General features: G+C 50.8%; 6 protein-coding genes and 1 riboswitch. Of the genes, 1 reads left to right on the top strand and 5 read right to left on the bottom strand.

All coding sequences use genetic code 11. From position 1 onward, the window contains the following. Positions 1 to 422 precede the first annotated feature (422 nt). Both murI and btuB read right to left on the bottom strand, forming a co-directional pair. A complete protein-coding gene (murI, locus tag A7Z06_RS12470) occupies positions 423 to 1,280 on the bottom strand; it encodes a glutamate racemase (RefSeq protein WP_000201834.1) in 858 nt (285 codons plus the stop codon). After that, positions 1,225 to 3,069: a TonB-dependent vitamin B12 receptor BtuB gene (gene btuB / locus A7Z06_RS12465; RefSeq protein WP_000591347.1), complete on the bottom strand. Its 1,845-nt coding sequence runs from the start codon at positions 3,067 to 3,069 to the stop codon at positions 1,225 to 1,227. The genes murI and btuB overlap by 56 nt, the downstream gene beginning before the upstream one ends. A 65-nt stretch (positions 3,070 to 3,134) precedes the next feature. After that, positions 3,135 to 3,325, bottom strand: a riboswitch (cobalamin riboswitch). A gap of 113 nt (positions 3,326 to 3,438) precedes the next feature. Between btuB and trmA the strand changes: the two genes are divergently transcribed. Next, positions 3,439 to 4,539, top strand: a complete 1,101-nt coding sequence (trmA, locus tag A7Z06_RS12460; RefSeq protein WP_000186994.1) for a tRNA (uridine(54)-C5)-methyltransferase TrmA — start codon at positions 3,439 to 3,441, stop codon at positions 4,537 to 4,539. A 39-nt stretch (positions 4,540 to 4,578) separates the two neighbouring features. Here trmA and A7Z06_RS12455 read toward each other — a convergent pair whose 3' ends face one another. From A7Z06_RS12455 to A7Z06_RS12445, 3 genes are all read right to left on the bottom strand, one after another. Continuing rightward, positions 4,579 to 4,938: a YijD family membrane protein gene (locus tag A7Z06_RS12455; RefSeq protein WP_000806411.1), complete on the bottom strand. Its 360-nt coding sequence runs from the start codon at positions 4,936 to 4,938 to the stop codon at positions 4,579 to 4,581. Beyond that, positions 4,938 to 5,588 carry an HTH-type transcriptional repressor FabR gene (gene fabR, locus A7Z06_RS12450; RefSeq protein WP_123007655.1) on the bottom strand — a complete coding sequence of 217 codons (651 nt, stop codon included), beginning with the start codon at positions 5,586 to 5,588 and terminating at the stop codon, positions 4,938 to 4,940. Before fabR ends, A7Z06_RS12455 begins: the two co-directional genes overlap by 1 nt. Positions 5,589 to 5,691: 103 nt before the next feature. Then, the gene (locus A7Z06_RS12445; RefSeq protein ID WP_000125448.1) at positions 5,692 to 7,008 is read right to left on the bottom strand and encodes a citrate-proton symporter; all 1,317 of its coding nucleotides are present in this window, start codon (positions 7,006 to 7,008) and stop codon (positions 5,692 to 5,694) included. Between the last annotated feature and the right edge of the window lie 21 nt (positions 7,009 to 7,029).

The following is a 7,029-nucleotide window of genomic DNA, read 5'->3' as shown; positions in this document are numbered from 1 at the left end:
AGGCCTGCCGCCAGCGTTCAATCTGAGCCATGATCAAACTCTTCAATTTAAAAGTTTGATGCTCAAAGAATTAAACTTCGTAATGAATTACGTGTTCACTCTTGAGACTTGGTATTCATTTATCGTCCGAGGACGTTAAGAATCCGTATCTTCGAGTGCCCACACAGATTGTCTGATAAATTGTTAAAGAGCAGTGCCGCTTCGCTTTTTCTCAGCGGCGCGGGGTGTGCATAATACGCTTTCCCGCTACAGAGTCAAGCATTTATTTTTGCTTTCTCTGCCGGAATTCTCAGGAGAATCCCGCTGACCCGGTGGCGTGTTTGCCGTTGTTCCGTGTCAGTGGTGGCGCATTATAGGGAGTTATTCCGGCCTGACAAGAGGAAATTTAAAATAATTTTCCGAATGCGCAACATTCAACCAAATCAGCCTGAAACTGCCAGTTTTTCGAGCGTTTTGAAACCGTAACGCTGTAAAACGGGCAATAATTGTTCTGCTTCCGGCGTCATTGCCATACAAAAGGCAACATTCGCATCGGCAGATTTTGCATCCGGGGCTTCATGTTCTAACAACCAGGCCGTTCGGCGGGCAATTGCTGCGCCAGAATCTACCAGCCGTGTTCCCTCTGGTAGCACCTGTAACAGTTCTTCTCGTAATAGAGGGAAATGAGTACACCCTAGAACAACAGTATCTGGTGGCTCTTTCATTCTTAACCACGGACGCAAGATACGCTTTAGCGCATCCAGAGAAACTTCGTCGCCATGCAGTTTCGCTTCAGCCAGCTCAACCATCTCTGCCGATCCGAGCATTTCTATCTGACATTCATTGGCGAAACGCGCAATCAGTTCATGGGTATAAGAACGTTTAACTGTTCCGCGAGTTGCCAGCAATCCAACAATGCCATTAGCGGTCAGACGCGCTGCGGGTTTAATCGCCGGCACGACACCGACAACCGGGAAGTCAAATTTTTCGCGTAATGCAGGAAGCGAAACGGTGCTGGCGGTGTTGCAGGCCACCACAGCCAGTGCAAGGGGATAATGCTCTTGCACCGCAGTGACAATTTCCACTACGCGCTCAACAATAAACGCTTCGCTTTTTTCGCCATACGGGAAAGCGACATTATCGAAAGCATAAATGTAATGGAGATCCGGTAAGAGACGCCGGATCTCGTCATAGACCGACAGCCCACCGACGCCGGAGTCAAACACCAGCACGGTGGGACGTGGTTCAGAAGGTGTAGCTGCCAGACAAGGTGTATTCCCGTCCTGCAGTTTGGTAGCCATAGACTGTCTCGTAATCTTTGTCGAACAAGTTGGCTATTTTACCACGAACAGTCAGATGAGAGGTGACCGGATACGCAACCGCAAGATCCCACAAGCTCACACCGCCCATTTTAACGGTTTGATAAGGATAAGATGAGTAATCCTTATCATAGCGAGTGCCTAAATACTGATAAGTAATACCCCAGTCGAAGTCATACAGTTGCCAGTCGAGCTGATATTTCACCTGCTGTTTAGCGCGACGTAGCAACGGCGTGTCGGTAATCGCGTTACGCGCATCGACATAATCATAACTCACCGTATGCGTCAGCGGTCCGGTATCAAAATTGGCGGTCGCCTCGACGCCCTTAATCCGCGCTTTCCCTTCGTTGTAGTATTTGAGGGTGTGATCATCGTAATCGATCAAGTCACTAACATCGTTACGGTATCCGGAAATACGCCAGTTCACTCCAGCAGTTAAGCCTTCAAACGCCCCTTCCCACTGTTTGCTTTTCTCAGGGTTCAGATCCGGATTACCGTAGAAGCCATAGAGTTGCCCAAGATTAGGTGCCTTGTACGACGTACCATAAGAAGCGATAAACCGATAACCTTCGATGAATTCCCAACCGACGCTGGTTTGCCAGGTTCCATGACGACCAAACTGTGAGTTATCGTCGCTGCGTGCTGCGCCTTCAAAGGTAAAATCGCCGACTTGTTGCAGCCCGGTCAGATAGATGCCGGTATTACGTTGATCATATCCATCCTCAACATAACCTGTACCCGGCGTCGTAGTCTGTTTCTGCCAGTCGACACCCGCACCAATACTACCGTGACCAACGATGACATTGTTTGCCCACTGAACGGTGTATTGCTTCATCTCATCAAGCGTTGCGGACGAATCATAACGACCATAATGGGGATCGTAGTTGTAATCTTTGCTATGGCTATAGCTGGTAATGAGTTGTGATTTAATCAGTTCGCCGTTATAGCGCAGCCCGGCATCCCAGCTTTGGCTATAGAGTTTGCGAGTATCGAGCAGCGGCGAGCCGGGAGAATAATACGCGTCATAATTGGTACGGTTATCATAGCCATAGCCACGCACAAAGCCGCTCCAGGCATCAGTAAAGTTATGCTCCAGCGCGCCATAAAGCGTTTTACTTAAGAAACCATCGTTATCTGGCTGCGCTTGCGTTCCGGTATTGCCATAAGCGACAACATCATAACCATGAGTATGGGCATAATCGCCCAACAACGTTACTCGTGTCTTATCCCCCAGTTGTTGCTGCGTAGAGACATCATAGTTCTGATAACTATGGCTTCCCCACCCTGCTGAAATTTCCGTTCCGGGTTCATCGCGCGTCGTGATGATATTCACCACCCCGCCTATTGCATCGGAACCATATACGGCGGAACGCGGCCCACGGATATATTCAACACGCTGGACAAGCGCAATAGGGAACTGGCTAAGGTCGGCAGAACCACTCACCCCTGCCAGATTCAGGCGGACGCCATCAATTAACACCAACACATGACTGGCATTTGTACCGCGAATAAAAATAGATGAGAGCTGACCTGAACCGCCGTTTTGGGTGATATCCACACCAGGGAGACGGCGCAGCACATCATTGACCGAGGTCGACTGCCAGCGGTCGATATCCTGACGCGTCACAACGGTGGTTGGTGCAAGCACAGTGCTGCGCGGCTGTTCAAAACGGTTAGCAGTAACGACGAGAGTATCCGGGCTGGTATCCTGTGCCCAAGCGGAAAAGGCTGTGACGGAACACGCCGTCAGCAGCGAAGCTTTTTTAATCATTGTAAAGCATCCACAATAGAAGAAGGATGCCGCAGGTTTCACCAATATTACGCGATGATGAGAACCAGATGCGACGTTAGCCGGCAGGTCTTCGGGCTTGGAGGGGTATCTGAGGATACAAAGAGATGATGACTTCCCACCGGATGGCAGTGTCCGCATTACGCAATCATCGCACCTTTCCTTACCGCTGCGCGTCAGCTCCAGATTCGCACTGGATTCCCTATTAACTCACAGGACCGGCGAGTGGATGCTACAGGTTGTAACAAGTTGCTGTCCAGACGTAGCTCACAAATAGGAATCTATCAAGATCTGGACATCTGATGAGCAATCCCTACAATCGCCGCGTACATTTCATTTTCAGGATACATCATGACCCCCGAACACCTTCCAACAGAACAGTATGAAGCGCAGTTAGCCGAAAAAGTGGTACGTTTGCAAAGTATGATGGCGCCGTTTTCTGACCTGGTTCCGGAAGTTTTTCGCTCGCCGGTCAGTCATTACCGGATGCGTGCAGAGTTCCGCATCTGGCACGATGGCGATGACCTGTATCACATCATTTTCGATCAACAAACCAAAAGCCGCATCCGCGTGGATAGCTTCCCCGCCGCCAGTGAACTTATCAACCAGTTGATGGGCGCGATGATTGCGGGTGTGCGCAATAATCCCGTTCTGCGCCAAAAGTTGTTCCAGATTGATTACCTCACCACGCTAAGCAATCAGGCGGTCGTTTCTCTGCTGTACCATAAAAAGCTGGATGACGAGTGGCGCCAGCAGGCAGAAGCCCTGCGCGATGCACTGCGAGCGCAGAATCTGAATGTGCATCTGATTGGTCGGGCAACAAAAACCAAAATCGAGTTGGATCAAGATTACATCGACGAACGTCTGCCGGTTGCAGGGAAAGAGATGATCTACCGTCAGGTGGAGAACAGCTTCACTCAGCCGAACGCGGCGATGAATATTCAGATGCTGGAATGGGCGCTGGATGTAACCAAAGGTTCAAAAGGTGATTTACTGGAGCTGTACTGCGGCAACGGTAATTTTTCATTAGCTCTGGCGCGCAATTTTGATCGAGTATTAGCTACCGAAATCGCTAAGCCATCGGTCGCTGCCGCGCAATACAATATTGCTGCTAACCATATTGATAACGTACAAATTATTCGTATGGCGGCGGAAGAGTTTACCCAGGCGATGAATGGTGTGCGCGAGTTTAACCGCCTGCAAGGGATCGATTTAAAGAGTTATCAGTGCGAAACCATTTTTGTCGATCCGCCGCGCAGCGGTCTGGACAGTGAAACCGAGAAAATGGTGCAGGCGTATCCGCGTATTTTGTACATCTCCTGCAACCCGGAAACGTTATGCAAGAATCTGGAAACATTAAGCCAGACGCACAAAGTTGAACGTCTGGCTCTGTTTGATCAGTTCCCCTACACGCACCATATGGAGTGCGGCGTGTTACTGACGGCGAAGTAAAACCCATGCCGGATGCGCCAGCATCCGGCATGTTACTGATTACTCAGCAACTTCCTGCTTACGGTTACGCATCTTCGCGCCAATCCAGAACACCATAATGACGGACAGCACTGCCGGGAAGAAGTTAGAACCGATATCCGGATATTCCGCACGAACCACCGTGCTGTACAGCAGAACACCGAGAATAAAACAGGCGGCAGCCAGCCCCGGCAAGCCTACCGGCATGGTGCGATTAAGATAACGTTGATGCAGGCAGTAAACCGTCAGCACCAGAGAAATAATCGGGAATACAGAAAATGGCACAATGGAGCTAAACAGCGCCGCAAACGTACCATTGATCGATAAGCCAGCAACCAACGCCAGCAGCAGCGTACCTCTATCTTGATTTGCTTGTTTCATTACTCGTCCTTCACATTTCCCGGAATAGTTGCGGTTTTCTCTTGTTCACGGCGATACCAGTAATAAGCCCCTTTCGAAATCATTCGCAGTTGCAGTACCAGTCGCTCTTCTAATTGCCGACGTTGTTCGACGCCGACGTCCAACGCCTCGGCACCCGCACTGAAGACAATCGTCACCATTGCTTCGGCTTGCGCTTCAGTAAACGCACGAGGCATGTGGTTTTCGAGTTCCAGATAGTCCGCAAGTTCCGCAATGAAGTGCTGAATTTCACGCGCAACGGCGGCACGAAACGCAGCGGAAGTGCCGGAGCGTTCCCGCAATAATAACCGGAAGGCGTTCGGATTATTACCGATGAACTCCATAAATGTGGAGACCGAGGTACGGATCACACTCCCGCCTTTGGCAATACGCTGACGCGCCTGGCGCATGAGTTGGCGCAGCATCAAACCGCTCTCATCAACCATGGTCAGACCAAGTTCGTCTACGTCGCGGAAATGCCGGTAAAAAGAGGTGGGAGCAATGCCCGCTTCTCGCGCCACTTCACGCAAACTCAGGCTGGCGAAGCTGCGTTCAGCACTTAATTGGCTAAATGCGGCTTCCACCAGCGAACGGCGGGTTTTTTCTTTTTGTTGCGCTCTTACGCCCATCACAATGTCTGAATCCTTGCCAAAAGTACTGCTGGCACTATACCAGAGAATGAACATACTGGATTGCTCCAGTGTTGTGAATGAACGGTAACGCAATAAAACACATTTACTGCAGCTCTTTGGCTGGTTCTTTCACAAACAACAACGCCAGCATCGACAGCAACGTGCCGCCGCCCAGATACCACGCCGGAGCCGTCAGACTCTCCAGTAACACGATAGATTGCGTGGCGAAATATTGTGCAAAACCACCAAAAATTGCCACACCAATGCTATAAACCAGCGCGAAGCCCAATGCCCGGATCCGTTTCGGCAATAGTTCGGAAATCAACAACATTACCGGCACACCGCCAAGCGTAGTAAAGCTGACCATCACGAAAACCACCGTCAGCAACATGCCAGGGCTTGGGTAATTCACCAACAGCCAGAACGAAGGACAGCTACAGAGAAGCACCATCACACGGGAGATTAAAATCAGCTTTTTACGCCCGACCGAATCACACAGCATCCCCACCAGCAGCGCCCCCACAAAAGTAATAACGCCAGCCAGTAACATCGCTGCATGAGAATAATGTTGAGGCATCGCCAGATACTTCGCCGCCCAGGTGCCGTAGTAAAAGAGGGAGATATAGGTTGCTACCGTACTGCCAATCGCGAGTAAAACACCGTTAGCGAGAGTCGCTTTATGTTGCAAAAGCAGGGAAAACGTACTTTCGCTGGCAGCAGCACTCTTCTTATTCGCCACTTCAGGCGCATCATTTTCCAGACTCAGGCGCAGCCAGCAACCGATGGGTGCTAACAGCACACCAATAAAAAACGGCACTCGCCAGCCCCATTCCGCCATTACGGTCTCTGAACCTGTGGCAAACGGCAGCCATGCACTCAACCCTAAAGCGACGATGCCACCAAAGGTCGTTGCCAGCCCCTGGGTCGCCAGCGACCAACTGCTGTAAAAGCCGCGACGATTTGCCGGCGCAGACTCAACCAGCAAAGACATTGAGGCGCCGACTTCACCACCTGCCGCAACGCCCTGGATCAGGCGCGCCAGCACCAGCGTTGCCGTTCCCCAATAGCCCGCCGTCGCATAGGTCGGCGCGATGCCGATCATCAGTGTACCAAGGCTCATCAGGGCAATGGTGAACACCATCGCGGGTTTGCGTCCGAAACGATCGGCCCAGGCGCCAACGATAATCCCACCGAGCGGGCGCATAAAAAAACTCACGCCAAACGTTGCAAATGCCAGTAACAGCGCGACGTTATGATCGGCACTGGGAGGAAAGAAAAGTGTACTGATATAGACCACAAAAAAGTTGTAAACGCCAAAATCAAAAAATTCGAGCGCATTGCCAAACGCCGAGGCAAAAATCACCCGCTTACCGCTGGGCTTTTTCTTTACGCCCACCGATTCATTTACGATCGCCGTCATTCCATATTCCTTGCCAGAAAG

It is taken from the genome of Escherichia sp. MOD1-EC6819 (genome assembly GCF_002965765.1).
GTDB classification, from domain to species: Bacteria; Pseudomonadota; Gammaproteobacteria; order Enterobacterales; family Enterobacteriaceae; genus Escherichia; species Escherichia ruysiae.
Note: the sequence above shows the minus strand (reverse complement) of the source record. Positions and strands in the feature narration are given on the sequence as shown.